Source organism: Haloprofundus halophilus (genome assembly GCF_003439925.1).
In the GTDB taxonomy this organism is placed as follows: Archaea; Halobacteriota; Halobacteria; order Halobacteriales; family Haloferacaceae; genus Haloprofundus; species Haloprofundus halophilus.
The window spans coordinates 1173134-1199542 of sequence record NZ_QQRR01000001.1 but is presented as its reverse complement, the minus strand read 5'-3'; the positions used below and the strand labels follow the sequence as shown (position 1 = coordinate 1199542).

General features: G+C 59.0%; 18 protein-coding genes and 1 pseudogene. 5 read left to right on the top strand and 14 right to left on the bottom strand.

The genetic code is table 11. From position 1 onward, the window contains the following. Positions 1-71: 71 nt before the first annotated feature. Both DV709_RS05970 and DV709_RS05965 read left to right on the top strand, forming a co-directional pair. Positions 72-1019: a glycosyltransferase family 2 protein gene (locus DV709_RS05970; RefSeq protein WP_117592591.1), complete on the top strand. Its 948-nt coding sequence runs from the start codon at positions 72-74 to the stop codon at positions 1017-1019. Positions 1020-1208: 189 nt separating this feature from the next. Beyond that, complete coding sequence (locus tag DV709_RS05965; protein ID WP_117592589.1) at positions 1209-2693, top strand: oligosaccharide flippase family protein; 1485 nt, start codon at positions 1209-1211, stop codon at positions 2691-2693. A gap of 90 nt (positions 2694-2783) precedes the next feature. Here DV709_RS05965 and DV709_RS05960 read toward each other — a convergent pair whose 3' ends face one another. The 5 genes from DV709_RS05960 to DV709_RS05940 all read right to left on the bottom strand — a co-directional run bounded on the left by DV709_RS05960 (position 2784) and on the right by DV709_RS05940 (position 10678). Continuing rightward, positions 2784-4106 carry a glycosyltransferase family 2 protein gene (locus DV709_RS05960; protein ID WP_117592586.1) on the bottom strand — a complete coding sequence of 441 codons (1323 nt, stop codon included), beginning with the start codon at positions 4104-4106 and terminating at the stop codon, positions 2784-2786. A 433-nt stretch (positions 4107-4539) separates the two neighbouring features. Further along, positions 4540-5562 carry a glycosyltransferase family 2 protein gene (locus DV709_RS05955; RefSeq protein WP_117592584.1) on the bottom strand — a complete coding sequence of 341 codons (1023 nt, stop codon included), beginning with the start codon at positions 5560-5562 and terminating at the stop codon, positions 4540-4542. Beyond that, entirely contained in the window at positions 5559-7841 is a 2283-nt protein-coding gene (locus DV709_RS05950) for a DUF2206 domain-containing protein (protein WP_157972662.1), read from the bottom strand. Before DV709_RS05950 ends, DV709_RS05955 begins: the two co-directional genes overlap by 4 nt. 247 nt (positions 7842-8088) lie before the next feature. Next, positions 8089-9522 (bottom strand): flippase, encoded by a 1434-nt coding sequence (locus DV709_RS05945; RefSeq protein ID WP_117592580.1) that lies wholly within the window; start codon positions 9520-9522, stop codon positions 8089-8091. A 127-nt stretch (positions 9523-9649) separates the two neighbouring features. Further along, a complete protein-coding gene (locus DV709_RS05940) occupies positions 9650-10678 on the bottom strand; it encodes a carboxylate--amine ligase (RefSeq protein ID WP_232819701.1) in 1029 nt (342 codons plus the stop codon). Positions 10679-11079: 401 nt separating this feature from the next. On the opposite strand from DV709_RS05940, the gene DV709_RS05935 reads away from it, so the two are divergent. Continuing rightward, positions 11080-11928 carry an FkbM family methyltransferase gene (locus DV709_RS05935; RefSeq protein WP_117592576.1) on the top strand — a complete coding sequence of 283 codons (849 nt, stop codon included), beginning with the start codon at positions 11080-11082 and terminating at the stop codon, positions 11926-11928. Here DV709_RS05935 and DV709_RS05930 read toward each other — a convergent pair. After that, complete coding sequence (locus DV709_RS05930; RefSeq protein ID WP_117592574.1) at positions 11911-12495, bottom strand: metal-dependent hydrolase; 585 nt, start codon at positions 12493-12495, stop codon at positions 11911-11913. The genes DV709_RS05935 and DV709_RS05930 overlap by 18 nt on opposite strands. A 500-nt stretch (positions 12496-12995) precedes the next feature. Here DV709_RS05930 and DV709_RS05925 point away from each other — a divergent pair, with 500 nt between their 5' ends. Further along, positions 12996-14807 carry a glycoside hydrolase family 16 protein gene (locus DV709_RS05925; protein WP_117592572.1) on the top strand — a complete coding sequence of 604 codons (1812 nt, stop codon included), beginning with the start codon at positions 12996-12998 and terminating at the stop codon, positions 14805-14807. A 56-nt stretch (positions 14808-14863) separates the two neighbouring features. Here the strand turns inward: DV709_RS05925 and DV709_RS05920 are convergent, their stop codons facing one another. From DV709_RS05920 to tnpA, 8 genes and pseudogenes are all read right to left on the bottom strand, one after another. After that, entirely contained in the window at positions 14864-15520 is a 657-nt protein-coding gene (locus DV709_RS05920) for a glycoside hydrolase family 16 protein (protein ID WP_157972661.1), read from the bottom strand. A 206-nt stretch (positions 15521-15726) separates the two neighbouring features. Next, positions 15727-16920 (bottom strand): glycosyltransferase family 4 protein, encoded by a 1194-nt coding sequence (locus DV709_RS05915; RefSeq protein ID WP_232819700.1) that lies wholly within the window; start codon positions 16918-16920, stop codon positions 15727-15729. Further along, the gene (locus tag DV709_RS05910) at positions 16917-17993 is read right to left on the bottom strand and encodes a GNAT family N-acetyltransferase (RefSeq protein ID WP_117592568.1); all 1077 of its coding nucleotides are present in this window, start codon (positions 17991-17993) and stop codon (positions 16917-16919) included. Before DV709_RS05910 ends, DV709_RS05915 begins: the two co-directional genes overlap by 4 nt. Further along, positions 17990-18901, bottom strand: a complete 912-nt coding sequence (locus tag DV709_RS18300; protein ID WP_117592566.1) for a polysaccharide deacetylase family protein — start codon at positions 18899-18901, stop codon at positions 17990-17992. The genes DV709_RS05910 and DV709_RS18300 overlap by 4 nt, the downstream gene beginning before the upstream one ends. Before the next feature lie 195 nt (positions 18902-19096). Continuing rightward, positions 19097-19696, bottom strand: coding sequence for a DUF1616 domain-containing protein (locus DV709_RS05900; protein ID WP_117592564.1), 600 nt, complete (start codon positions 19694-19696; stop codon positions 19097-19099). Positions 19697-20333: 637 nt separating this feature from the next. Continuing rightward, positions 20334-20591 (bottom strand): annotated as a pseudogene (locus DV709_RS18485) (DUF7261 family protein); the annotation flags it as partial. A 55-nt stretch (positions 20592-20646) separates the two neighbouring features. Then, complete coding sequence (locus DV709_RS05885; protein ID WP_117592558.1) at positions 20647-21921, bottom strand: RNA-guided endonuclease InsQ/TnpB family protein; 1275 nt, start codon at positions 21919-21921, stop codon at positions 20647-20649. Further along, positions 21918-22349 (bottom strand): IS200/IS605 family transposase, encoded by a 432-nt coding sequence (gene tnpA, locus DV709_RS05880; protein WP_117592556.1) that lies wholly within the window; start codon positions 22347-22349, stop codon positions 21918-21920. The genes DV709_RS05885 and tnpA overlap by 4 nt, the downstream gene beginning before the upstream one ends. Positions 22350-24778: 2429 nt before the next feature. On the opposite strand from tnpA, the gene DV709_RS05875 reads away from it, so the two are divergent. Further along, positions 24779-26092, top strand: coding sequence for a phage NrS-1 polymerase family protein (locus DV709_RS05875; RefSeq protein ID WP_198665653.1), 1314 nt, complete (start codon positions 24779-24781; stop codon positions 26090-26092). Positions 26093-26409: the final 317 nt, after the last annotated feature.

Below are 26409 nucleotides of genomic sequence, written 5' to 3'. Positions count from 1 at the left end.
GATGTTCCCCTGCGGTGATACGACGTTTCACGGAGGCAATGTTCAACTAACTGGCAGTCGCAGTGGTGGGTATGTCTGCGGTATCCCGTCCGTTGGTCAGCGTCGTCGTTCCGACCTACGACCGGCCGGCGTATCTCCGGTCCGCGGTCCAGTCGGTGTTCGACCAGACGTACGACGCCGTCGAACTCCTCGTCGTCGACGACTGCTCTCCGAGGCCGGCCGCGCCGGTTCTCGACGAGCTGAACCCGGACGGCCGCCACCGCGTCCGCGTCATCCGCCACGAGCGAAACCGCGGCGGGTCCGCCGCCCGCGCGACGGGGATACGGGCCGCGGAGGGCGAGTACGTCGCGTTTCTCGACGACGACGACGAGTGGTTGCCGACCAAACTCGAAAAACAGGTCGCGGTGCTCGACGCTCACCCCGAGGTCGGACTCGTCTACACCGGGACGCAGGTGATAGACAGCGACGGCGAGAAACTGGAGTCGGTGACGCCCGTCGCCCACGGCAGCCTCACGAAGACGCTGCTGTGTCGGAACGTCATCGGGACGTTCTCGAAGGTGATGGTTCGACGGGCGCTCGTCGAGGAGGTCGGTACGCCGGACGAGCGGTTCCCCAGTTGGCAGGATTTAGAGTGGTACGTCCGCCTGTCGAGACACTGCTCGGTCGCCGGCATCCGCGAACCGCTCATCCGCTATCAGACGGACTCGCCCGGTCGGATCACCGACGATGTCGACGACGCGTTGGTCTCCCGGCGGCTGTTCGTCGAGAAGTTCGACCCGCTCGCCCGCGAGTACGGCCGCCTGTTCGGTCGGAAGTTCCGCGCGTGGGCCGCCTACCGAGTCGGCCGCCTGCTCGTCATGCACGGCGAGTTCGACCGAGCGCGTCCGCTTCTGGTCTCCGCCGTGAAACAGTACCCGTTCGAACCGCGCTTCGTGAAGTTTCTGCTCCCGACGCTGGGCGGACGGCGCGCGTACCGGTTCATCAAAGCGGCCAAACGACGCGCCGGAACCGACACCTGAACCGTACGTCGTCTCCTCACTTCCGGCCGGTCGCTCCGTCTCGCCTCCCGTGTCAACCGTTCGAGCTGCGTCTCCTCCGCCGTTCGCTACTCGTCCGCGTGTCGGTACAGGGATGAGAGTCGGTCACACTGGTTAGCGAACGTGTATCCGACGCTATACTTATGCCCAGCGCTTCTGACAGTACCTTAGATGGGACGGAACGTCGTCCGTGGATTTCTATCGATATTTAGCTCCGACGTGGGCGTACTCGTTCTCTCGATCTCGATTACGCCGATCCTCGTTCGGGTGCTGACGAGCGCCGAGTACGGCGACTACGCGTTCGTGATGTCCGTGCTCAGCGTCACGATGATCGTCATCAACGCCGGCATCTTCGACGGGATACGCAAGTACATCGCCGAGCAACGTCCCGACGCCGACTGGAACTCGAACGTCTTCGCGTACTACATGCAGGTGGGGCTCGCCCTGGCGTTCGCCGCCGTCGTCATCATTCTCGTCGTCCTCCAACTCGGTCTCGTCCAGCGCTTCTTCAGCCCCGAGTTCGAGATCTACTTCTACATGCTCGCGGCGCTGGTCGTCATCCGGCAGCTCTGGGCGATCGGCCGCGGGACGCTGATGGGTCTCGGCTACGAGCATATCTCCGAGCCGACCAAGATGGCTCGGTGGGTCGTGTTCGCGCTGGTCGGCGTACCGCTGGCGGCCATCGGATGGGGCGTCGTCGGCGTTCTCGTCGGTCGCATCGTCGCCCGCGGGGTCGTCGCTATCGCGGTGTTCTGGTTCGTCTCGAGATACGTCTCGCTCGGGTCGATAACCCGCCGCGTCCCCTCGGATTTCCCCCGACGGGAACTGCTGTCGTACAACTCGTTCAGCGTCGTCCTCATCCTCCTGACGAGTTCGCTGTACCACGTCGACCTGATACTCCTCCGGACGCTGTCGGGGGCCCAACAGACCGGCTACTACAACGCCGCGCTCATCGTCGCCGAGTTCCTCTGGTTCGTCCCGACGGCGATGCAGACGGTGCTGCTCCAGTCGACGTCGGAGTGGTGGTCCGAGAACAAGATCGACACCGTGACCGACGTCACCAGCCGGGCGACGCGCTACGTCGTCCTCATCACGACCATCATGTGTCTCGGCATCGGTGCGCTCGCCGAGCAGTTCGTCTCGCTGTACTTCGGAACCGAGTATCTCGCTGCCGTCGCTCCGCTTGTGTTGTTGCTCCCCGGTACGCTCGGATTCGCCGTCGCCCGTCCGATTTTCGCCGTCGGACAGGGGAAGGGCGAACTCCGACTGCTGATTCTGGCGACGGGTGCGTCCGCGACGCTCAACCTCGTGCTCAACCTGCTGCTTATCCCGAGATACGGGACGGTCGGCGCGGCGGTCTCTACGAGCATCGGCTACGGGTCGATGCTCCTGTTCCACATCCTCTCTGCGCGCCGCATCGGCTTCGACCCCATCTCCGACCTCCGGTTCGGACGAATCGTCGCCACCAGCGCCGTCGCCGCCGTCCCCGTCTACGGACTCCCGCTCGTCTTGGAGGGCGACGTCGTCGAGTTGATCGTCGTCCCGCCGGTGGGCTTTGCCGTCTTCCTGGTCGCAGCGGTGTTGTTCGGCGCTATCGACCGCTCGGAGGTCAACGAACTGCGACAGCGACTCTCGACGATTCTGCCGGTGGGATGACGACCCGCGAGCGCGTGGAGAGCCGGAACGTCCGGCGTCGACGACTGTCGGCGCGTGCCGTCCGGTCCGGACTTCGCTGTGTTAGCTCGGTTAAACGTCTCGAAGTGACTGGTGGACGATGGCGACGACGCTCGCAAAGAACCCGACGAGCAACAGGAGACCCGACACCCCGACGAGCACCAGCGGGAACTCGCCGGTCTGTCCGTACTCGAACACCGACCAGTAACCGAGGGTGAGTCCGACGAACGCGCTGACGAACCCGGGAACGCCGAGCGTCGTCAGCGGTCGGTCCTGCTCGATGAGCCGGAGGACACCTTTCACCACGGAGTAGCCGTGCGAAAGTGGGTTCTGGGTGTAGGTGTCTTCGAGGTCGTACCGGATTCGAATCCCGATCTCGTCGATCTCGTACCCCCGTTTTCGAGCGTGAAACAGGATGTCGGTGCTGGCCTGCATGTTCGACCCGAGCGTCTCGTCTTCGGCCAGCGACTCGATGGCTCTCGGTCCGTACGCGCGAAAACCGCTCTGCGTGTCTCCGATGCGGTTTTCCTTGCGGAGCGTTCCGAGTCCGAGGTTCGTGAGGACGTTGATGACCCAGAGACCGAAGCGCCGGTAGAGCGGAATCTCGCTCGTCACGCTACCGGTGTACCGACTCCCGATGACGATGTCCGCCTCACACTCCCGCTGTCGCCGTAGGAGCCGCTGCACGTCGCTCGCGTCGTGTTGTCCGTCCGCGTCGATGACGACGAGACTCGACGCGTTGCGCTGTTTTCCCTCGGTGAAGAGCGTCTGCAGCGCCGCGCCGTAGCCGCGGTTCTCCGAGTGCCTGACGACCACGGCACCGGCCTCGGACGCCCGCTCTGCGGTTCGGTCCGTGCTCCCGTCGTCGACGACGACGACCACGTCGGCGTAGTTACGCACCTTCTCGACGACGGAACCGACGGCCTTCTCTTCGTTGTAGGCGGGCAGTCCGACGACGACCGGCGCGTGGTCCGACTCCGCCGCTTCGGTCAGCCGCGACAGTGATTCGACTACGAACGTATCTTCGGCTTCGAGCGCCTCGAAACTGGCCTCGAGGTCGACCGGTGCGCTCGGGTCCTCGTGAACGACGAGTCCGCGGAGGCCGTACGTCCGCGCGAGTTCGACGAGCACCTCACGTGCCGTCTCTCCGCCGCCCCCTACGTAGTCGACTTCCTGGTGTACCTCCATGGGTTCGTCGCCGACCCCGACGGCGTACAGCACGGTCCCGTCCCGCCGAACCGCGAGTAGCGGATGTCCGAGCTGTGCGGTACGACCGAGTAGACGGAGCAGATGGTGGTCGTCCTCCCCGTCGAGCACCACTCCGAGCGCGTACTTTTCCCCTCCCGATACCGACCCCAGACCCGAGTAGCCGTCTTCGAAATAACTCCCATCCATTAGGTATGACCCTCTATGGAGATGATGACAAGCGCGTATCTTGTTATGGAGTACATAGGAGTCCGGGGACTTTGGAGATTGGCACGGAAATCCCCTATTTTTACAGAAACGTTCGTATCCTTCGGTCTGTTTTTGGTTTTGTTACATCACATTCGGTAACTGGTATTCCAGCGACACTTCCGACGCTCTGCGATTGGCTGGGCGACGTTCTCGACACTGCTCTCTCTCGATTTCACGGCTTCTCCTGTCGTATATGGGATTCGGTGCATGTTTCTGTAGCCAAGCCACCTCGGTTCGTTGCGGTTACTCGGTCGCGCAATAGGACGTTACCGCTCGTCGGTGGCGTTTTTCGGGCGTCCGGTCGTCTTCGCGACGTATTACGACTCTCCGTTTCGACTCGACGGCCTCGGGGAGGACTCCGAAGCGCGCCGGTTCACACTTCCCACTTCAGACGACTGAGATTCCCGTCCCGTCCGAGGATGCGCTTCGGATGCGGGCCGTACCACCAGAGGAACAGCATCGTCTGACTCGATTTGATGCGCTTTATCGTCTCGGAGTCGACGACGTCCCGCTCAGCATACAGGCGGTCACGTTTCTTGTACAGGCGGCGAAAGACGTTCGTGAGCGAAGAGAAACTTCTCGTGAGTAGGACGACGTAGACCGAGTAGATCACACTAGTAAACAGCACGTATCGCCACGGGAGGTTCCGAACGGCGATGTTGATTCTGTTCTCGACCAGGCGCTCTTTGGTCTCCTTGTCGGAGAGTCGCCCCTCGGGTGTCTTCTTGTGGTACACGGCGACTGAGGGCGTGTAGAGGATGTCGTACCCCGCGTCGAGGGCGCGTATCGAGAGGTCCATCTCCTCGAAGCCGTAGACGAAGTTGTCGGGGTACAGCCCTGCCTGTTCGAACACCTCTCGTCGGAACGCCGTCCCCATCCCGATGAAACTCGTCGTCCAGAACTGTTCGTCTGGCTCGATGTGGAACTCGGGCGGGTCGGGCGTCTCGTCGATCTTTATCTCGCCGGTGTAGTAGTCCAACGATTGAAACGCCAAGATTCCGGCGTTGTCGTACGTCTCGAACAGCCTGATGACTTCGTCCGTCGCGGTGTCGTCGGCCAAGACCGCATCGTCGTCCATCTGTACGACGATGTCGCCAGACGCTCGCTCGATGGCGGCGTTCTTCGCACCGGGCGCACCCATCCGTTCGGCGAAGTGGTAGTACTGCACTTCGTCTCGGTCGAACCGACCACCGTCGCCGAACAGTTCGTCCTCGCGGATCCGGTCGGTCGAGTTGCTGACGACGATCACTTCTATCGGCCGGTACTGCTGGTCGAGCGCGGATTCGACGGCCTCGACGAGGTCGTCGACGCGGTTGTACGTCGCGATGATGTAGGAGACGAGCGGTGTGTCGGCCCCGTTGCTCTCCACTTCCGGTGTGTCGTTCGTTCCCCTCATCGGTCCCACGCTGACGCGTCGTGTACGGTCTGTTTCGGTGCCTCTGCGCTGTCGCCGTTTGCTAGTGCGAGACGCTGTTGAGTCGTTCCGTTCGCGGTGGTTTCGTTCTGTGCTACCGTCCCGTCGGCGAAGGCTGCAGGTCTGACGCTGACGACGGTGGCCGCACCGTTGTTGTAAACGACGTTGTGTGTGGACGTGATCTCGGTCTCGTTGTCGCTCGATAGCCTACTCGTCGGAACGTCGGTGTTCGTCTCGGAGACGCCCCGTTCGCGGATGTACACGTACCCTCTATCGATGTTCTCGATTTCGAACTGAGGACTCCACTCGTTTTTGAACTGTCTCGTCTCAGTGTTGTAGTAGCTCTCCGGAAGTTCCGACCTGAGCATCTGGCTAGTCACCGTATCGGTGAAGATCGGTATCTCTCGTGCGCTGTTCCCATCCCTCGGTTGGTACGCGTCCGTCTCGGAGACGTTCGTATTGGCGATGAGCCACTCCGCACCCGCTCGCTCGTCGTTTTCGAAGACGTAGTCGTGTGCGTCGCCGTTGAACGTCGCGCTGTGGGAGGTCCCGATAGCCGCGAACAGGAACCCGGAGTTGAACCCCAAGAGGACGACGAGGAGGACAGCTAGCACCGCCCAACTCGTTCCTTCTGGAACGACGCTCTGTGGCGTGATACGACGAATTACCACACCCATCTTCTCTGCGAGCATTCGGTAGCCGATGGGCATGAACGGGGCGAGAACGATTAGCACCATCTGATAGGCTCTGTCGGCCCAGAGATTGAGCGTGAAGAAGTACGACGACCCGAGGAAGACGAACAGCGGTATCGCCAGCGCGGTGTACTCGACGTACGCGGGTGACTGTCCGGTGCGGATTTCGTACAGTTGAGTGAGTACCTGCCACGCTAATCCGACGCCGAGGAACACCGTGAGGAGAATGTAGAGTGCGAGATGCATGTCGTCGAGCGTCCCGGAGCCCTCGGAGACGTAGCTCCCGCCCGAACCCTCCACGAGGCCCGTCTGAAGGAGCGTCACCACTTGGTCGGCGAGACTCAGGGGGACCGACTGGAGCGTGGCGATGAGTTCCGGCGACGAGTATGCGTACCACGCTGTCGCACCGACTAACAGTAGAACGGGGTACGAAAGCGAGAGCCGATGCTCGACGTCTCCGACGATACGTTGTACCACGAACAGACCGACGACTGCGGCCAGAAGCGCGAAACCGAACACGTAGGCCACCCCGTAGTGACTGTAGACGAGGCCGACAGTGAACAGTACGCCCGCGAGTTTGCTTCCGGGCGTCTCGAAGTACGTCCCGAAGTACACGAGCAATAGCGCGACTACGAACAGTTCGGCGACCAACTGCTTGTCGGGCGTGAAGTAGAACGAGAGGTGGTAGAATGTGAAGAGGAGACTGCCGTATAGTGCGATGTCGGTGTCGAAAATCTCGCGCGTGAGATAGAACAGTCCGACTGGAGCGAGCGCGAACAGGAGGACGTAGACCACTTTGTACGTCGTCGTCAGTTCGATACCGGTGAGAACCGTCACTGCGGCAGGAACGGCGCTCACCATCGGAACGGCGAGCGACGACCCACCGATGGCCGGACTCCAAATCTGCGTGTTGCCGACGACCGTCGCAGTGTAGAACATGCTCTGTATGTCGGCGCCGATGACGTGCTCGCTCAGCAAGTTCCGGTGTAGGAGCATCGACACTGAGACGGCGAAGATGGTGAACGGATAGAGCTGCTGTGGGATGAGCTGAAGGAAAGCGAGTCCCACGATGGTCGCCGTCGCGACGACGAACACGTACATACCGACGTTGGACCCGAACTGGTTCATCACGATGGCGGCAACTGCGGCGACACCCGGGAGAAACGCGACGAGCGCCAGAACCCACGGTGAGACGTCCAACTCGTAGTGGAGGTGAGGGAGCGTCGTCTCCGTCGAGGAGACGAGAACTGCGAGGCCCACGATGACCAGCGTGAGTGTGAGCGCGAGCGGGACGAACCCGAGAGGCGCGCCGACACCGAAAATCGGGAACACGACGCTGGAGAGGACGGTAACCAGGGCCAAGAGGGTGAAACTCAGTCCAACGGAGAGGATAGTGAACGGACCGAACGACCCGATTCGGAGGTTGAGAAGCCGTACCAACAGTGCGCCGGGGAGAAAGAGGTACAGTGCGCTCGCGGCGAGTACCCGAACACCGAGCAGTATCCCCGATGACGTGGAAACGAGCGTGCTCCCCCAGAACACGACGAGCAGTCCGGCGATGAGCGTCACTATCGCTTTTGGACTCCACTCAACGGGCATCTCCCTCTGTGAGGTTTGTGTAATGTTTCGTGACATGGGTAGAGTTCGGCTGTGACGGTTTCCGGACTGGTAAACGAGCTACCAAAGGCGAAACAACGTGACAGCCCAAATTCAAGATATTTACCAGATTGATTCACATATAATTTCTCTCATTTCCGCCGGTACGTCATTTTCAGTTGACTATCATATCTCAGAGATGAGACGAGCGCCAGGAACGTCAGCGCCAATAGACCTGCGAACCGATGACCCGCAACCCTGGGAGAACGATCTGTCTTCGCACGTCCGGGACGACGACCGATGCGACGAGGTAGATGGTTGTACCGAGTCCGACCTGTGCGATTAGGAGTACGAGGCCGGTAACGGGGAGCACCGATTTCACACCGAGCAGAATCCCGCCCATAACGACCGACATCACGGCGTACCAGCCGACGAGTCTGTACGGGATGTCGATAGTGATGTACTGCGAGAGGTACTTCGTGTGGAGCACCGTGTTCACCATCCACGAGACGGTCGTCGCGATGGCGGCACCGACGAATCCGATAGAGACGATGAGCACCGGGTTGAGAATCAAGTTGATTCCGACCGAGACGACCGTCGCTCTCGCAGCGAGATCCGGACGGTCGATGGCGCGGACGGAGTCGCCGACGATGTCGTTGAACGACTGGAACAGTTTCTCTATCATGAGGATGACGAGCACCATCGAGGCGATGGTGTACTCGGGACCGAAGATGTAGCGCAGAATCTCGGTCGAGTAGAGCATCGATCCGATAATCGCCGGAATCGAGACGAAGACGGCGAAACTAATGGCTGTCGACACGGTTTCTTCGATACGGTCGATGGACGCTGTGGCGTTCCATTGACTGATCTGTGGGAACAGCGTCAGCGAGATAGATTTGCTCACCATGATGACGAGAAGAGTTATCTGCCAGGCGATTTCGTACGCGCTGACGAACTGCGCAGCGAGGAAGAACCCGATGAACGCCGAGTCCATCCACTGATAGATTTCGGCACCTACGGAGTTGATAGTGTCGTACTTCGAGAAGACAAAAAGCGACTTCGTCTCCGCTATCGAGGGTCTGCCGATACTGGTCGTGCACTTCGCGTACGCCCACGTGAACGCGACGACGGACCCGAGCATGAGGCCGTAGACGATACCCCGGATGCCGAAACCCTGTGTGATGAGCAGTATCGCTACGACGACCCACGTGAGTCGTCGAGCGAACTCGATGGGGGCGGTCTCACCGACTCGAAGTTCGCCACGAACCGCGTGAATGTACAGCAACGACAGCTCTCGAAGCACGACGGTGGCGATGAGAAGGTTCGCGAGGTCCGCACCGAGGTAATCGTTCAACCAGGGTCGGAACGCGAATATCGCGAGCGACACTATCGCCAGCAACACTAGTTTGAACGCGACCGCCGACCCGAGTACCGTCTCGGGGTTCTGTCCTTCGCTGAGACGTTTCTCCAGTGCGCCGCGGAGGCCCAAGTCGGCCGGAATCGAGAGGAGCCCTTGCACGGCGAAAAAGAGGAAGAAGATCCCCAACTGCGCGGAGTCGAGACTCCGCGCGAAGAAGGTGACGGCGGCGAACATCAGGAGGGCGCCGCCGCCCTTCGAGAGGACCATGTTAAACGATGAGCGACCGAGATCCATCTGTTAGCTCCGTGTTACCGTTCTCGTCCACGCTGTGGGTGTTCGGATTCGATACAGTCTCGATACCTCGAAGCTACTCGATCGTCCGTCGACTCCGGTTACGGCGCGTCTGTGCGCCGACATCGAGTTATCGACCCCGCGACAGTGTGTTGAGGATGCCCTGTGCGAACGGCCGCGGGTCGTCTAAACTCACGAAGTCGAAGTGGGGATGTTCGTAGATCGACGACGCGACTTCCCAGGTAGCAGTCCGAATCGACGGTTTGTCGACGTTTGGGTAATTGTGTCGCACGACGCTCCAGAGATACTGAAGTTCTCCAGCGAGGAGATGTGTGGCTACACCCTCTTCGTACCCCGGATCGATTTCGTCCGTCCGACCCTGCGTCATGAGCCAGTAGTTGTACGGATAGTCGGCACCGGCACGCACGTCGAGCAGCACCGACGCCCAGATTCGGGGGTTGATTTCGAGGAAGTAAAACTCGCCGCTCTCGTGGTCTTTGATGAACTGCACCGATGCCAAGCCGTGCCAGTCGAGATGTGTCAGCAGTCGCTCCCCGAGTTCCTCCACCTCGGGGTCGTGGGTCATCTCGCGGAACACGCTCATACCGCCCGCGTACGTCTTCCCGCGTAGTTGCCGTCGAAGACTCGTCGCGACCGGTTCGCCGTGGTCGTAGAGCGCACGAAACGAGTACTCCACGCCCTTGACGATCTCCTGGGTGATGGGGACGTGGCCGAGCATCTCGTCGATTATCGCATCCGTGTCGGGTTCGGACCCGGATTCGAGGTATATCGGGTCCATCCTCCCTTCACACGTCCCCGGTTCGAGGAAGTCGACGTAATCCTCCGCGAGCAACGAGTACCGTTGTTTGGCGATGAGTTTTCGGTCCCAGTCGGTGACTTCGTCGAGCGTCTCTGTCTTCGGAACCGGGATGTCGAGTCGCTCTGCGACCTCCGCCAACTCCTTGCCGTCTTGAGCGGTGCGAAGTGAGTCGAACGTCGGCCACCCGACGGTGACGTGTTCTGCGAACTCCTCGCGGTACTTCGAGAGGATGTACGCATCCATCTCTCGCGTGGGAACGACCGTCCGTACGTCCGGTCGAGTCGCCAGTGCGAGAAGCGATTCTTTGTAGGCCGGAAAGTTGTCGTACGGCGACGGCATCAGTACTTTCTCGTTACAGTACTTCGAGGCGAAGGCCGGGACATCGTCGTGCTCAGAGACGACGATGGTATGGACGTCTCTTGGTGCAAGCGACCGCAGACAGGCAACGGCGTTTATCGAGAAGTTCGCCGGTACGATAACAGAATCCCAATGTCCAGTAGTCGTCGTCATCTTGGTGAATCCCCCATGTGCTGTAAGAAGCCACAATGTGACAGGTAATTAAGGTCTGTTCGCGCAGACCGGACAGTCGGTATCGCGACATTGTGTTCGATGGACCGTAACCGATAGCAGGCGCTACTCTGCGACTGTTGACGTACAACCGGGAGAGAATCTGTCACCCCCATCGGTTTCTGGCGGAGACGTGACGAACTGTTTAGTCAGTCGATGTTGACCCGATTGCTATGTCGCTCGTGGGTTCACTCGCAGACCTGTTGTGGGGGACGCCCGTCTACACATACGGCGTGAAGGCGTACCAGTCCGCAGTGAACGCGTATCTGCGAGTCTCGCCGACGTACCGTCTTGCGGTCGACGACGCGAGCGCCGTTTTCTACCCGGCGACGTTCATGGAGTGGAACAACATCGAAAACCGCATCTGGGACGAAGAAGCGGTGCTCAGACATCTGCTCGCGCACATCGAGGAAGACGACGTGTTCTACGACGTTGGCGCGAACATCGGTATCTACTGTTGTCTCGTCGACAGCCTGCTGACGGACGGCACTGTCGTCGCCTTCGAACCGTATCCGCCGAACGTCGAGCGATTGCGCGTCAACCTCGCGGCGAACGGCATCGAAACTCCAATCCAGCAGCGGCCGCTCTCCGACCGCATCGAGACGGCGACGTTTTACCTGTACGACACGGACGAAGCGGGGGCACAGCACGGCTCGCTCGACACAATTTACCCCAGCAGCGACCCGATTGGTTCGTTTTCCACCGAGACGGTAGCGGGCGACCGACTCGTCGAACGGGGCGAAATACCTGCACCGACGGTCGTCAAAATCGACGTTCAGGGGACGGGTCCAGCTGTCATCGACGGTCTGGCGGAATCCCTCTCGGCTGACCGTTGTCGATTCGTCTACGTCGAAGCCCACGACAACGCCGAGCAGTTGCGAACGCGACTGCAGAATCTCGGGTTCTCGACGGTCACACTCCGCGTCGACCGACCCGGAAAGGACCCGACCATCGTCGGCTACCGTAAGGATGCAGATCTGCGAACCTCGGACGCCGAAACAGCGTCAACCGCCGTGTTCTGACTCGCTTTGGCTCGTTCCGGCGAGTCTGTCGTACGCGCGTTTCAGGAGGGAACTGAGCGCCCCCGGTCCCGGTGCTCCGTCGATTATCCAGAGGACGACGACGGCGAGGGCGACGAGAAACTGCGGGCCGAGGAAGTCACCGATGTCCAACTGCGCCAAACGGTACAGGAAACCGTACTCCTCTCCGTAGTCGGTGTACATAAGCGGGTACAGTAAAAATGCCAACTCTCCGTACTCGGCGTCGAAAAGCGCGGAGAGAGAGTCACCGACGAGATGCGACGCGTAGCCGATACCGAACGCGGTGACGAGGTCGGTTCGTCGGTACTTTCGGGCGAGGAAATAGAGCACACCTACGACGAGTGCCATGGTGAGTACCGAGTGAGCGAGCGAACGCCCACTCGGGAGCAGGCCAAACACCCACGCTAGCGGTTTGTCGACGAGGTCGGGGAACTGCGTCCCGAGCACGACTGCGAGAGTCGAAACCTCGGTCGGTGGTTCGCGCGTTGTTGTCCGACTCCATACCGAGTACCAGACGTACCCGAACGCGAGGTGTCCCCAGGGCCACATACGTGGTAGAGTTTCTGAACGGGGTTAGTGGTTACTCTGTTACCACGTAAGTCACACCCGAGCCGGTCGGTATTGGGATGCGCTCGCCCGCTCGTTCGCACAGGATACCAGCTTGGACTTTACCGGTGAGTGTAAAATAAATACAAATTATATTTTGGCACTTATCCTGGTTCTCGACCACCTATTGTCAAATACCTATTGTATTCCGCTGGTATCTGGTACTGTAAATATACTGCCAGTTGAATATACCGCTTTAATAGTGCCATCCTATGCTAGTAACCCAATTTCCGGATATCAATACCTATTTACAGACATATCTTCTAACAGCTTAGTGTGAACTGTTCTCATTTTTTAACAATTTGTCCTCTACTAATAGATTCTCAAACATTTGTTTGTTTTTCAATCTAGATATACTAGGTGTAGGAAACTAGTCTCGTATATTCAACACATTCATAAAGAAAAGAATTATTAGTGCTAACTACTGTCTCGAAGTCGTACGCATGGCACGTGACAAACTGTCAGGCGAGACGCACAGTGGCGAAAACGAGGACGACAGCGGACTTTTGGACCGACGAGACTACTTGAAACTCACCGGTGCGAGTGCCGCCGCACTCGGCGGAATCGGTGCCGGAGCGAGTAGTGTCGCAGCAGTGACCGAAGGAGGCCCCGAAAACCAAGACGAGTGGACGCTCGCGTTCGAGGATACCTTCGATAGCGGGTCGCTCGACACCTCGAACTGGGGTGTCGGATTCGGCTGGGGTATGGAGACGAACGCCTCGCCGGAGAGCATCTCCGAAGAGTACGTCAACATCACCGACGGACAGTTGCGCATCGGTGCATCACCCGACAACGGAATCGAAGCGGGCGCGGTCAACACGAAGGACAAGCAGTACTTCGGTCCCGGTAGTTACTGGGAAGCGAAAATCAAGTTCCCCAAGCGTGTCGGTTTCCTGCCGGCGTTCTGGGCGAAGCCGAACAGCGAGGCGTGGCCGCCGGAGATCGATTTCGTCGAGCTGTTCCAGACGGACGGCTCCTCGAGCGACTACACGCAGTCGCACCACCACATCCACTACTCCTCGGACACGCAGCCAAACGGCCCTCACGAGGACGACGGCGCGAGCTACGACGTGGGCGACGACCTCACCGAGAACTTCCACATCTACGGCTGCGAGTGGCAGGAGGACGCTATTCGACACTACGTCGACGGCCAACTCGTCGCCGAACGTACCGCCGACACCATCGTCGAATCGTGTAACAACGGCGCACCGTTCTACATGATGTTCACCATCCACATCGACCGCGTCGGCACGACCGACAAATCGGCCAACTGGGACGAGGAGATGGTGGTCGACTGGGCTCGCGTCTGGGAGTACGGAAACGACGGCAGCTCCGACGGCGGCTCGGACGACGGATCGAACGGCGACGACTCTGACAACACCGACGGCTCCGAGGAGGATTCCAGCGGCGACGATTCCGAAGCCAGAGAACACTATCTCTGGCTCCGTTCGGAGTACGACGGCGGTGAAGCGTCGTTCGAGTTCTCCGCGAGCGGCGGCAACATAGACCTTCAGACGAACTTCCCCGCGGATTACACGGTTTCAGACGACCGAACCTCCGCGAGCGGGACGGTCACGGAGCGCAGCAACGACCTGCCTGGCTTCTGGTACGACGGCCAGATAACCGAGTTCGACTACAGCGGTCCCCTGCAGGTGTTCATCGACAACCAGTACGTCGACCCCGATACGCTCCCGGAGACGGAGAGTGACGGAAGAGGTGACACCGAAGGAGACGAAGACGAGGAGTCGGGTTCGTCGTTACCGAACACGCTCACCATCGACGCCAGCGGGTCTTCGGGAACGGCCAACTACGAGCTATCCGTCAGCGGAAGCCTCGAAGCTGACAGCGGTGCGAGCAGCGAGGCGTCGGTCTCGGACGGTTCGGCGAGTGGTTCGGTGAGCGACGGCCAGGCAGTCTTCGGTTTCGAGGGCGAACTCGAAGGACTCTCGCTCGACGGCGACGCCGACGTGCTCGTCAACGAGCGACCGGTTCAGTTGCTCCGCGTCCAGCGTGCGGACGACAGTAACGGCCTCGTCAAGTACATAGTCGAGTCTACGGGTAGACTACTGAAAGCCGACGTACCCCGCTCCTCGGTCAATCCGGACGACCAAGTGAGCGGCGGCAAAATCTTCGGCAAGGTCGTCGGCGGAACCGACGCGTACTGGCTCCTCGAAGGCGAGATCACCGATATATCGACGTTCGGTGGCGACGTCGTCACTACGCTCGACGGCGCGGAGACCGACTTCACGAACTGAGTCCTGATCCCCGAGCGGAGCACCGACAGCAGAGGACCACGCCGCGATATTTTTTGTTACCGTTCCCAGACTCTAACGCGCTCTATCTCGTAGGTCGCCGGGAGATTCTCCGCGCTCGGATAGCCCAAGAACTCGGCCCCGAGTCCGAAGTTCAGAATCAGATACATATTCTCGAACTTGATGTTGTCGCCGGTGTAACGGAACCGTTCTTCCCCGTCGATGTACCAGATGACGCGGTGCGGCGGGTCCCAGTCGACGCTGAACTCGTGGTAGTCTGCGCTGTAGTCGGGCCCCTCGTACGTCCCTCGCACCTGTTCGCTTCCCTCTCCGTCTCCATCGTAGTGGTACGTCATGTACACTTCCGGGTCGGCACCGAAGAACTCGAAGATGTCCACCTCTGGCGGCCAGTAGGACGCGGAGGTGAGCCAGAACGCCGGCCACGACCCGGGGAACCGCGGCGGCACCTTCATCACGCCCTCGAAGTAGCCGGGGCTGAAGATGTACTTCGCCGAGACGACCCCGGTCGTGTACGACTTCCCTTCCTGTGGCTTGTTCTCGCCTCTGAGCACGAGTTTCCCGTCGTCAACGTAGACGTTCTCGTCGGCGGCGTAAGCGTCGAAGTTGTGCGTCCGAGCGTCCCACGGGAACTTCGTTCGCCACTTCGAACGGTCGAGCGAGCCGCTCTCGAACCAATCTTCGAAGACGAGTGTCATCTCGGAAGTGTCGACCGGTTTGTTTCCAGGGGCGGTCGGCGGCTCCTCCTGGTGTACGCTGTCCGCGATGGCGTCGAGCAGATCACGGCGTCCAGTCGTGAGGCACCCGGCGGCGAACGGAACAGTGGCTACTGCGCTCGACTTCAGCAGATGTCGGCGGGTAGTAGTCGTCCGAGGTTTCTCCAGATTCTCCGAACTCTGTTCTCTCATTTGCTTGCTGTTGGTGAGTGGGTTGCGTGCTGTCGCCCTGCGAGTCGTTCGTACAGGTCGAGATGTTGGTCGGCAATGCTACTCCACGAGAGCCGCTCTGCCATCCTGAGGCTGTTCTCCCGCATCGTCGCTCGCTTCTCGTCGTTCTGTAGAACGTCGATGAGCACCGCTGCGAGTTTCTCGGGGTCCTCGGGCGGGGCAACTCTCCCCGCACCGCTCTCTTGGACTTGTTCGCGGAACTCCCCAGCCGTCGACGCGACGATGGGTTTCCCGAAGGAGAACGCCGTCGACACCGCGCCGCTGTGGCCTTTCGTGCCGCCCTGGCTGCGGTACGGCGCGACGACGATTTCGGCGCGTCCGAAGAGGTTCTTGACCTCGTCGTTCGGCAAGTAGTAATTGTGCACCTCGACGTTCTCGGGATGATTTTTCTGCAACCGTTTGAGTTTTCGCGGGAGGTTCCCTTCGCCGGCGACCATCAGTTTCACGTCGGGAATCTCGCGCATGATGAGCGGCATCGCTGCTGCGAGCGTGTCGAGGCCCTTTGGCGGGACGATGTGGCCGAAGAACAGCAGGCTGTTCGGGTCGACGTCGACGTCGACGTCCTCGTGCGTGCCGAACACCTCGTACGCGCCGTGGGGGATGACTTCGATGATATCGTCGTCGATACCGTGGGTGGAGAGAGCCGCTTTCTGTTTGTGTGAGTGGACGATGTACTGCGATTCGTGGACGTCCGGAAGCGCGGCGAGCATCGCCTCTTCGACGAACACCGGTGGCCGCGAGAGTGAGAACCGATCGAGTGCCACCTCGTGTCGAGTGACGACGAACGGCCAGCGCTCGCCGACGTTGTGTTTGGCGGCGTAGAGCTTCACCTGCGGGAACATGTCGGACGTGTCGTGGACGACGTCCGGGTCGAGTTCGTCGAGGAGTTTGAGGTTGTCGTAGGAGCGAATCCCGCGGACGAAGTCGAACGGATTGACCTCGAAACTGTACAGTTGCGGCATCGAGACGCTGATGGGTTTGAAAGCGTCGATGACCTCGACTTCGTCGTCGAATAGGTCGTCGGCACTCGTCTTGTCCGGTTTCAACACGGTTACCTCGGCGTGTTTCGACACGGCGTTTGCGAGTTCGGCAGTGTAGTGTGGAAGCCCGCCGGTGCTCTGTCCGACGACGTAGGCGACGTGCAGACTCATAGGCTGATCTTCCCCCGAATCTGCGGACCAACGTACTGTGTGACCGGAATCGGAAGCCGTCGCCACACCTTCTTGACCTGGTCGTACGAGTCGTCCTCGGGATGCGGGAGTTCACCCGACCCGCTGGGGAAGTAGTGGAGATCGTCGTACCACGTCTTCCGTCCGCCGAAGCTCTTCTTGAACAGGTAGACGCCCGACCCCTCGCGAGTCCGACCGAACTCGTACGTCTCGTGGCCGGCCTCGGCGGCGCGTTCGAGCGACTTCCAGAGCGCGAGGCTCCCCCCGTTCAGGTCGCGATACTCGTAGTCGTTGACGACGCCCCACTGGTAAACCGTCGACCCGAGCGAGAAGTCCAAGATGGCGTTTATCAACTCGCCGTCTCGCTCGACCATTCCGAGGTGGACGTTGTCCTCACCGAGGGTATCCCACAACGTCTTGTGGAACGTGAAAGAGTGCGGCGGTGTCCCGTGTCCACGCATCGACCGAAGGGACAACTCGTAGTACGCTTTGAGGTCGTCGAGGGTCTCGCCGGTTCGGTAGGTGAGCGTCGCGTCTTCTGCCTGCGTTATCTGTCGCTGGCGACTGTCTTTGATGTTCCCCCAGACGGTTTCGGTCGATTCGAGCGGCACCCGATACGTCACGAAACGGTTCTTGTGTTCGTAAGCCGGCGCTTGCATGACGCGACTTCCGCGGAGGCTCACGAAATCGACGCCAAGTGCGTTCGCCAACGCTCGTGTCCGTTCGAACAGGCGAGTGGCGGCCCGATCGGCTGTGAGGTCGGATTCGTCGAGCAGCACCGACCCTCGCTCACCGTACGGTGGAGAGACGAGTTTCGACCCGAACAGACGACTCTTCATGTGGACGAGCGGGAGTGCGGCGACGATGTCGTCGTCTCTGGAAGCGGCGAGATACCACCGGTCGTGCCCGTACAGTTCGGCGGCGTCCCCCCACCCCCACAGCGCGTACGGTGGGCCGTCGACCCGCTCGACGAACCGGTCCCACTCGTACGAGTTGCTGCAGCGTTCGATTGTCAGTTCGGCCGTCGTCGTATTTGTCTTTTTGATGTCACTCATATTGATTCGTTACCTGTCGATAGTCCAGTGGCCAGTTCGCGCCAGCCGCGGCCGGTCAGGTCAGATGCGTGTGTGTCGAACTCGAACGTCTGGAGCAGTCGCTCCAGTTTCGCGGCGGTGCGGTCGATGCCGTGAAAACTGATGAAGCGGTTCGCGAACGGAGGGTCGGGTGTCGACACTGCAGGGTTGAACTCCCAGGGATGAAAGTAGAGCGTCGCCGGGATACCGCGTCTGTTGAGCCGCCGAATTCCCCACTCCAGAAGCTCTATCGGGAACAGTCGCGCGTAGAACCCCCCGGCGACGGGCAACCGAAATGGGGTGTCGGTGACCGCCATGGGGTACTCGACGAGACGACTCTCCCCCGTCGTCGTGTCCGTCGTCGGTTCGAACGGTCGTTCCGAGTTGACGAGATATGGCCGCAGTGACCCTTTCGAGACGCCGTACATCGGCGTCTTCATCGGGAAGACGCTCGAATCGTAGACGTAGTCGCTCGACTCGAGCACGTCGATCGACCACTCGGTCTCGCGTGTCACCGAGAAGTTCGGCGCACGAAATCCGATCGGACGGTCGCCGGAGGCCCATTCTAATGCGTCCGCGGATGCCGAAAGTTCGTATTCGAATTGCTCCGGAGTGAGATCGAAAATCGGCGTGTGTGTCTGTCCGTGCGAAGCGATCTCGTGTCCGTCGTCCGCTATCTTTCTAATGATCTCCGGATACGTCTCGGCAACCTCACCGACGATGAAGAACGTCGCCACGGCGTCGTATCTCCGGAGGGTATCGAGAACGATATCCGTCGATTCGTGTATCCTGTCCACCGAATCGCCAACATTCCCACCGAGGAGCGTCGCGGAGTACCAGTGCTCGACGTCGAAACTGAGAATATTCGTCGGGTGAGTGTGCGGATTCATTCGTGGGTCCGTAGCGTACTGTCGCGCTGCTGTTCGTTCTCTGTCTGTTCGTCGATTCCTCCCGCTATCGACACCATCACCAGCCGAATATTCCGTCTCTGACCGCGTTCAACCGCGTTTCCAGTCGAACCCATCACTGTGACTCGAGACGTCGAGGCGTCGACTGCACATCGAGAAGTCTCTGGACGCGTTTTATCACTCATCGGACACACTCACCCAGATGTGGGCCGTCCGATACGCGTTCTCGACGGTCGGCCGCTGCGGCACGTCACCGCGGTAGAGCAGGTACGTGAGTCTGGCTCTCTCGCCGCCGATTCGCCGTTCGGGAACGACGTGGTGCGAAATCCGCCACCGGTCGCCCGAGTCGACGCTCCGCTCGAACTGGCCGACGCGCTGCGTCTCGGTCACGGCGGGTTCCGGGGTCGAATCGGACTCCGCGTCGACCCGCTGGAGCTGGACGACGAGCGTGTACCGCTGCGTCGTGCCCTCGTGGTTTTCGACTCCCGCCAGCAGCCGAGTCGGTTCGTCGACGACGAGTTCGTCGGGATACGTCGAGGCCGTCGGCTGACCGTCTCCGGCGTCGCCGAGAACGTACAGTTCGGTGTACTGCTCGCGCTGTGCGTCCGTGCTGACGCTGTAGGCGACCGTTCCGACCGAAAACACGAGCGCCGCAGCGAGAACGACGTTCGTCGCCGAGAGCGACCTCGAGACGGCGGTGAACCGGTCTCGGAGGCGTCTCGCGTTCGACCGTCGAGCGCTCTCGTCCTCCGCGTCCCCCGTGTTTTTTCGGCTCATCCGGTCTCGACCTCCCGGAGCGACCGGTGGACGGCCGCGACGACGAACTCGTTTCCCGCCCCGAGCGCCTCGAAACTCGCGTCGAGGTCGACGCCGGTCGTCGGGTCCGAACTGTCCCGTACGGCGCGAGCCGGAATCCGGTGAAGATAACTCTCTCCGTCCTCTCTAACTGCCCCTCTGGGCGCATATATACGACGTAGAGACGGTGCCATCGTCTCTGAATGACTATCCTCTATGTGTTTTCCACCCATCCGTGAATCCCTCAAGTGTTCGATATCGAACAGCTATCTTGTTATGCGGCTCATAGCCTCTGGGCGCCACAGAGGGGTATCACGAAATACATGATTTTCTTCTGAAACTTTCACGAGGGGCATTCTGTCTTCCGTGTCGTCCGCAAGCGACCAATATTAGCCTCCAGGTCGGCCGAACGACAACTGCTGTTCCGCGACACACCGACGAGGCACGCGGACCATCCACAGTTTTGTGAATATCGATAACGTATCGAGATGTTCGTGATCGCTGTATCGTTCGGGGGATTACCGAACCGCCTCGCGGGACTCTGACGCAAAAATATGACATTACACGCACTCAGTGGGGCTGCGGTCGCGCCACCGTCCCGCAGTTTCCGGTCGTCGCTTCAGACGCGCCAGACGTCGGTCATCCATCGCTCCCCTCGGTCGGTCGTCACCCGAACGTCGAGACCCACGGCGACGACGACGGACTCTCCGGCTCGCTCCTGGACGACGACCCCCTCGAACGACTCGCAGGGGCCGAACTCGCGGTTCGGTCCCGCCGGACAGTTCTTCTCGGCCCATCGCTGTGCGACCGTCTCGTTCGCCGTGATTCGATAGACGACGCCGCGTTCGACCCGTGAGGATTTGATCTCGTCGACGTAGCCCTTGACATCCTCCCCGCGCTAAAGCGCGAGGATTCCTCCGTTGGGGGTTCGGCTACCGACCCACGGAGGCAACTTGCGGGTTTGTGCGCACTTCTTTGGGACTTTCGTGAGGGTGTGGTTTCCCCGACCAATCGTGGTCGTCCCACTCGAATCGCACGGGCCGTGCCATCGGCCTGATTTCGCAATCGCTGTTTTCTCGAAGGAACGTCTCTGACGCCGTGAGGTCGGCGTGTCCCTCGAATCCGCATGGACACGTCAGCGTATCTCCGTGGCGAATCGTCTCCTCGCGGTCGCCACACTCGGGACACGTCTGACTCGTCCACGCTTCCGACTCGGCTTCGAGGCTGATGTCGTATTCCTCACAGACGCACGCGAGACGGTGGATGAACTTCTTGAACGCCCAGAAGTTGTGCGTCTTCTCGTTCACCCTGATCGACCAATGCGTTTCCCGCACGTCGGTCAAATCGCCCACGTACACCGTGGCCACACCCTCGTCGTACAGCCGTTCAACGAGGTTGCGCACCAGTGCGTTCTGTGCGTGGTCACGGCGTTTCGTCCGCTGTCGGTACAGCCGTCGAATACGCCTGGAACTGTAGCGTCCCTCGCGGAGTTTCGATTGTAGGCGGGCAATTTCGTCGGTCGTCTCGCGGAACCGTCCGAACAACTCGCGTCCGTCGTAGAGGTACTGGTTCCCAGTGGTCGTGGAACAGGCGACGAGGTTGTTCGCGCCAACGTCGAGGGCGGCTTCTTCGGAAGCCAGTGGTGAATCCAGTCGAGAATCAGGGACAGTGACTGGTTGAAAAGCCCTGAACGTGTCGCTCACCTCGTCGTACTCAAGTTCCAGACGACCCTGTTTGCCGTCCCACTTCGGGTTGCCTCGGACTTCGAGGCGGAGTCGTTCGTGGTAGCCGAGTCCGTATTCGTCTTTCAGTTCTTGCCCGACAGGGATTTCGAGACGACTACGCTTGCCCCACTCAATCGTGTACTGGTTGCATCGGATGTAGGTGCGGAGTTCGCGTCCGTCTTTCTCGTTGCCCCAGTACGACGGTGGGTTGGCGTACTCGCCTTTCTCCTTGAGGGCAAAGAACGACCGCCACGCTTCGCTGTTCTTGCGCGTGACCTGTTGAACGGTCGCACTTCCGACGACACCGTTGTACTGTCCACGGTACTCGGAAGTGTCCCACACGTCGCCGTCACCGAAGTAGTTCTGACGGCGTTCGTAGGTGAGTTCGTTCCACAGAGAGGCGGAGGCGTCGAGTAGCCGTAGGAGGCACTCTTTGTCGTTCTTGGTCTGAGGGACGACCTCGAAGGTGTTGACGCGCTTCATGCGTCCTCATCCCCTTGTTCAGCGATGTAGCGTTCGACAGCGCCTTTTGAGGCGCTCCCCGCTGCTCCGACGTAGTACGAACGAGTCCACTTCACGCGGTCGTCGTACCGCTGATTGTACTTGCGGGCGGAGATGCCCTTGACCCAGTTGACGATGAGTGACGGGGCGTTCTTTGGTGGACTTCCGATAAACAGGTGTACGTGGTCGGGCATGACCTCGGACTCGGCCAGTTCGAGGCCCTTGTCTTCACAGATTTCCGCGAAGATGGCTTTGAGACGTTCCTTCGTCTTCTCCGTCAGGTGCGAACGCCGATACTGAGCGGAACCCTGTTCCGCGAGGTCAGCGGAATCTTCGATTCCGCCAGATTTCGGCACGAACACTATGTGGTAGTAGAGTTCGTATTTCGCGTGACGGGTACTCTTTACCATCTACGCATACTATCACAGTCGGACGGCTTAAAGAGTGCGTTGGAACCCCGTCCATACCATCGTCGGCAGTTGAAAACTGTTGGTCGGCTTCACCCCCACCCCGACGAGAGTTTTGATACCACGACGGGCCCGCGTGCCGTCATTACTTCTGTATCTCCGCTAAAACCACCCTCTGTGAGTTGCTTTCCGGTTCGACTGTACCCTTTAGACGTAGCTCCATCTTCGGATTTTGATTTCATACGGGGCACGGCTAGTGCCCGTAGATAAACTCTCAAAGCGACTCGTTCGGCCTTGTTGAAACCCTCAATCGGTGATAGGTTTCAGTACCCGTGCTGAATACACAACGCATCTCCAGTAGCGGGTCAAAACTGCGGAGAAACGATTATATTCATCGAGAATGATGATATCACATGGCTGTAAGAAAACCCTGTGGTGCTTGTGGTGGGGGTGGGGTAGTTGGAACTGGAATGTGTCCTGCCTGCAACGGGGACGGGGTCCATTTGTTTCGCGTATCTCACAATGAGGAAGTTTTGAAATGTGGAACTTGTGAAGGTGGTGGACACTATGGGGTCGGGTTATGCCCCAAGTGTGACGGTATAGGTTGGAATAGAGTAAGCTATCGGTGAAGGCCATATCTTAACGCAGGGTGGTGATAGTGACTTTTCTAAACAAGGGAATAATTGATTATGCTACTATTCACCGATTCACCTGCTTGTTGAATATGCCTTATTATACAGTTCGCCATTAGCGGCAATTTTCCCAATTTTCGCCGATGCTACTGCAATAATATTCTGAATCTAGCATGCAATTCCTCTCAGATGCTGAGGGTTTCAACAGAGCCACTCTTTCAGAAATTGGGCCATCGTAGGTGGCAATTCGAACTACTAATTGTTCGGCTTCGTTGAGCACACAACTTGCACTGGAGTGTCGGTATAGAAGACAGAGCAACAATCATCACGAAATCGAAGAAATAACACAGCCTACTCCTCGAAACCCTATCGTGCCGATTCAACCGACTCGTAATATCGCCTATCTTCAGGAACATGGTCCGTCACCAGAAGGCGACTTACCGACGACCCCACGGAGTCGGCATCGAGAAGCTGGACTCCGGTTCTTTGCAGTAAGGAGAGGCCAAGGTGGTACACAGGCGTTCAACGGTGTCGTCACCAAAATCGCCTATCTCGAAGATCACGACCGTGAAACCGTCCTCCGAGCGTTTCTCGATGAGAACTCACAGTTGGTAGAAGCAAAAAACCGCCGTGCGCTCACACAGTTACTCGGTCAGATGGGTCGCTCGTGGTCAAAGCTTGCGAGCGACGTGCTTGACGACTACTATGAAAATGTCGACTCTCGTGGGCCGACTGGATTCGGCGGTCAAACACAGGACTGTCCGTTCTGCGGAGAAGAAGTCAAGAAGGGTGGGTTGCCGAGTCACATTGCTGGGAAGTGTGAGAAAACCTAGTTGTACAGAGTGCTGTAGACGATATTTGGCTCCTTCGTACATCAGACTCTGTTGATGAGACGGTACATTCGCTCTATTGTGCTCTCCAGTTAGTGGTTATTTGCCAGGTAGTGTTGAATAGAGGGCATCAACTGAACCACTTCATCGCAATTTGAGTGCTGGAGAACTACCACAAGGCAGTGTACAATCATCCTGCATCCGGAAACATTGCTGTGCAGCCGATGTGTACAGTGTAGGTGATTCAGATTCAGTCTAAGTTAGTGCCGTCATCACTATCGAAGAATATCTCCAAATAAAACGGCGAACAGAGGCTCTCTACGCCGAATCTCCTGACGAGACCCACTGATAAACCGCCATCTCTTCGAGCCACTATGTCCTTGATGCGGCGAATCCAAATTTTCCATACACTCGGGCTCTCGCCCATGATTTCATGGAAGAACGGCTTTCGAATGTCGTCGTCGACAGAGACCGATTATTAACTCAGAAACGCCGCTTTCAGCGCTTCTCTAACCCACAAATGGGAGATAAAGCGCCTCGATACGTTTGTTCTAGTGTTGCTTCATCATCCGTTCTTCCCCTCTCTCATCAGTGTACAACTCCATCACGTACACCGGTTTGGTAAAACCGACAACCGCCAAATTTGCGGTACCCTTTGGTTATTAACCCGGGCACGAAATGCTGTTCTGAGACGCTCTGGGCGACGATCTCCCTGTCGGTGTGACTTCGCTCAGTTCATGTGTTCCTCTTTGTCGACGACCTATCCTGTACACACTCACTAGACCAGTTTATTCCGGATACACGCCTCGCTGTACAGCCACCGGACCTATCAATGACTAGCTTCGAATAGCCCTGAAAACCATGAATTCGACATGGAAATATGGGTGTACTGCCCGATTTCAATTCGCCGTCAAATGGAGAATCCGAAGTGCTCATTGCGTCAGTCGCAATCTGCATCGAGTGAACAGAGATGACGACAGTGGAGTTGCCTGACCGGGCGGCACTCCCCGAAGCGCTCCTCGCTCGTGACCAATGGGTGTGTTGGCGCGAGGAGAACCGCAGCGGGAAGCCAACAAAAATTCCGGTCAACCCCGAAACAAAACGCTACGCATCGACGACCGACCCCGACACGTGGGCATCATTCAACGTGGCCTACGAAACAGCGACCGAAAAATCTGGATACGGACTTGGATTCGTATTCACTGCTGAAGATCCACTCGTCGGTATCGACCTCGACGACTGTAGAGATCCCGACACCGAGGAGGGAGTCGATTGGGCCACCGAGATAATCAACACCCTCGACTCATACACCGAAATCAGCCCCTCGGGAACAGGCTATCACGTGATCGTCCACGGCAAGCTGCCCGGTGACAGAAACCGATCGGGAGACGTCGAACTGTACGAGGATGCACGCTTCTTTACCGTTACCGGCGACTACGTCGACGGGACGCCGTCGACAGTCTGTGAACGAGATGAGGAACTCAGAGCCGTCCACGAAGCATACGTTGCTTCGACATCAGCATCTTCTGTTGAAGGAGACCGTTCGGACACACTGACTCAAGACGACGACAGTGAGCCTGTACGGCGCTCTGAGAGCGATGATGATTCAGGCGGTTCGACAACACCACCATCGTCATCAAATCCAGTCATCGATTTGGACGACGAGACGCTCCTCCAGAAAGCACAGATTGCTGGAAACGGCGAGAAGTTCTCCCGGCTCTGGCGTGGGGACACAAGCGGTTACGAAAGTCAGTCGGAGGCTGATTTTGCGCTGTGTTCGTTGCTTGCCTTCTGGACTGGTGGTGACGAGCGACGTATCGACCACTTGTTCCGCGACTCCGGATTGATGCGACCGAAATGGGACGAACAGCACTTCGCCGACGGCAGTACGTACGGTGAGAAAACAGTCGAACGGGCGGTTTCGGGGACGAGTGAGTTCTATAGCCCGCAGACCAGTACCGAACAAACGGCGTTGCAATCGACGGAGACCGCTACTCCGTCATCGTCATCTCCCAGCGGTAATCGAAACGCTGGGTCTGTATCGGAGAATTCTGCTAACTCGACGCATCTCGAAAACGTTCGAGAGCGCGAGCAAGCGCGGATAGAGACGATTACAGAGCTAGAGCAGACGATTCAACGGCTTCGTGGTGAGATCGAGACCTTAGAGACAGAACTCGAAGCAGAGCGTTCTCGTCGACGAGCGCTTGAACAGGAGACCGGGAGCAGTACTGGTACCTCAGAGGGTTTTCTTACTCGTCTTCGTTCGGCCCTGTCGTGGACATAGGTCCACTCAACTCTGTGGAACATTCAGTCGATGATAGAAGATGCGTGCTGAATAAAGAGGATAGATTCAGCATAACCGTCAGTACGAGAAGGAAAAAGAGTTGGAGCTCGACATCACGGTGAGTCTGTTGAGGCTGGAGTGTCTGAGAGCAGGGTCTCGTCGTCGATGACTCAGCCTGCCATACCGGGTTCTTGAGAGGGTCGGGGACTGATTCCGCGGTTAGGCGTTGATTGCCCACTCGCCACGGCCTGTCGCGCTGCCGTAGTGCCGGTCGGTGTCGAGGAGTCTGTCGCGCTTCCACTGGAATCTCATGCGAT